General features: G+C 55.7%; 3 protein-coding genes. 1 reads left to right on the top strand and 2 read right to left on the bottom strand.

Going from position 1 to position 2,675, the window contains the following annotated elements:
- A partial coding sequence (locus F8I07_RS04225) for a PCRF domain-containing protein (protein WP_292656141.1) occupies positions 1 to 679 on the bottom strand: 679 nt, incomplete at its 3' end.
- 101 nt (positions 680 to 780) lie between these two features.
- Between F8I07_RS04225 and panC the strand changes: the two genes are divergently transcribed.
- The gene (panC, locus tag F8I07_RS04220; protein WP_292656138.1) at positions 781 to 1,608 is read left to right on the top strand and encodes a pantoate--beta-alanine ligase; all 828 of its coding nucleotides are present in this window, start codon (positions 781 to 783) and stop codon (positions 1,606 to 1,608) included.
- Between the two features lie 80 nt (positions 1,609 to 1,688).
- Here the strand turns inward: panC and F8I07_RS04215 are convergent.
- Positions 1,689 to 2,675 (bottom strand): penicillin-binding transpeptidase domain-containing protein (locus F8I07_RS04215; RefSeq protein ID WP_292656136.1); only part of this gene is annotated, 987 nt, incomplete at its 5' end.

Here is a 2,675-nt window from a genome sequence, read left to right as displayed (position 1 = left end):
CGTCGATCTCGGGAGAGACCATGACCGAGGTAAAGGAGGTGTGGCGCTTGGCGTTGGAGTCGAAGGGACTGATACGCACCAGACGGTGGATGCCGTTTTCGACCTTGAGGTAGCCGTAGGCGTTCTCCCCTTTGATGATGAAACTCACATCTTTGATCCCCGCCTCTTCGCCGGGCTGGTAGTCGAGCACTTCGACCTTGAATCCGTGACGCTCCGCCCAGCGCAGATACATCCGATAGAGCATGCTGGCCCAGTCCTGGCTCTCGGTCCCTCCCGCCCCCGGATGGATGGTGACGATGGCGTTGGCGCTGTCGTGCTCCCCGCTGAGCATGATGGCGATCTCCAGCTGCTGGATGTGCTCCTTGAGGCTTTCGGCATCTTCGTAGAGCATCTCCAGGGTCTCTTCGTCCCCCTCGCTCTTGGCGAGCTCGAAATACTCCTTGGCATCTTCCAGAGCCGCTTTGGCTTCGTCGTATTTGTTCAGTGTCCGCTCCAGGCGGGTCTTCTCCTGGGAGATCTTGGCCGCCTTATCGGCATCGCTCCAAAACTCGGGGTTTTGCTGCATCGTTTCGATCTCGTCCAGTCGGGCGCGGATTGCGTCAGGTTTGACGATATTGGTGATGTTCTCCATCTTGGTGCTCAGGCTTTTGAGCAGTTCGCCGTATTCGTAGGCATCCATGGTGAAAAGTTCCTTTTCAAAATTAATAGTTAATAGTGAATAATTAATAATGGTCGATAGTTGGGGTAAGATTTTAGCAAAATTTCACCAAAGGCACTCAAATGGTAGTTGCACGGGATTATGAATGTTTCGCCGAGGCGCGGGATGGACTGAAAGGAAGGATCGGTTTCGTCCCGACGATGGGAGCGCTGCACGAAGGACATCTCTCTCTGATTCGCCGGGCGAAGGAAGAGAACGATCACGTCATTGTCTCGATCTTTGTCAATCCCACCCAGTTTCTTGAAGGCGAGGATCTGGACAAATATCCCCGACGGGAAGAGGCGGACCGGAAGATCTGCGAATTGGCGGGGGTGGATCTGCTCTATCTACCGACGACGGATCAGATTTACGAAGAGGACGAACTCTGTATCGGTGCGCCGAAACGCCGTGGTTATATTCTGGAAGGGGCCAGGCGTCCCGGCCATTTCGACGGCATGCTTCAGGTGGTGATGAAGCTTCTCAACCTCAGTCGGGCCGACCGGGCCTATTTCGGCAAGAAGGATGCCCAACAGTTGGTGTTGATCCGACAGATGGTCCGCAACTATTTCATGAAAGTACAGATCGTTCCCTGTGAGATTATTCGGGATGCCGACGGTTTGGCACTCAGCAGCCGCAACCTCTATCTCAGCCCGGAAGAGCGTCGCCGGGCCCTGAGTCTCTCCCGCTCGCTTAAACGGGCCGCCAAACTTATTCAGAGCGGCCAGCACAGAAGCGAAGTGATCCGGGCCGCGATGAGGGGAATCCTGGAGCCGGAGGTGACGGAGCTGGAGTATGTGGCGATTGTAGACCGGGATTTCCGCCCTCTCGAGGAGGTGGAACTGGGCAATACGATCATTCTGGTCGCCGCCAAAGTGGGGGAGACAAGGCTCATCGACAACCTGTGGGTGTAAAAAATGATTTTGGATGATGGATGATGGATTTTGGATTAAAAATGATGTAGCGTGGGATTGCTATCCCACGATGAAAAGATTTAGAACATATCCGGCAGGGCTTCGTGGGGAGTCGGGGGACGTTTGGGAATGGGAGTCTGGTGCCTCCGGGGTGGCCGAGGGGCCGGCTTGATGGCAGGGGGCTTTGACTGAGAGTGGGATTTTCTTCGAGGAGAAGCTTGCTCCGTTCGTCTTTGCTCTGCTTCTTTTTTGCGCATCTGTTCCCGCTGCTGTCGTAGCAGCTCTTTGATCTGGTGGGTGCGTTCCTGCTGTTTTTTGCGGGCGGCGGCACGGCGTTGCTTCTCTTTGGCCAGCATCTCGGCTCGCTGCTCGGGGGTGAGGTTGGGATGGAGATAGCCCAACTCCACCATATCGTCCACGATCGCTTTGAAGGTAGGGACGGCGGACTGGGAGGCGAAGTACTTGTGGTATTTGCTCGCTTCGATCACCAAGACACCGATCTCGTAGCGATGCCCTTTGTCATCGTTGGCAAAACCGTAGAAGGAGCTGTTGTAGCGTTTAACATAGTGGCCGTGGGCTGCAATGTGAGCCGTTCCGGTCTTGCCTCCGACGTCCAGCCCGGGATACTGGGCGGCTACCCCGGTTCCCTCCCGGACAACCTTCTTCAGAATCCCATGCATTTCGTGGGCCGTTTCGGCGCTGATGATACGGTGCGAGGGGAAACGGCGGGGATCGATGCGATAGCGGTGTCCCTGGGAATCTTCCAGATAATCGACGATACGGGGGGTAACGATCACCCCGTCATTGTTGAAAACATTGTGCGCTTTGAGAAGCTGCGCGAAGGTTGCCTGCATCCCGTAACCGTAGGCCTGGTTGGCTTCGTGGGGTTTACGTGCCAGCCGCCGGGCAGGCTTGATTCGTCCGGGGAGCTCTCGGGAGAGATCGATACCGCTTTTTTGTCCCAGTCCAAAGGCAGAGAGTCCGTCGTGAAACTCTTTGCCGCTTAGGAGCCAGGCGATCTGGGAGATACCGATATTGGAAGAGTGAACTATGATGTCGGTAGCGGT

The sequence above is a fragment of the Nitratifractor sp. genome, assembly GCF_015487065.1.
Lineage (GTDB): Bacteria > Campylobacterota > Campylobacteria > Campylobacterales > Sulfurovaceae > Nitratifractor.
This window is presented reverse-complemented; position numbering and strand designations above follow the sequence as displayed.

What these genes read in the sequence shown, in the direction of transcription:
- panC (WP_292656138.1), top strand. Translation starts at nt 781, where the DNA reads ATGGTAGTTGCACGGGATTATGAATGTTTCGCCGAGGCGCGGGATGGA.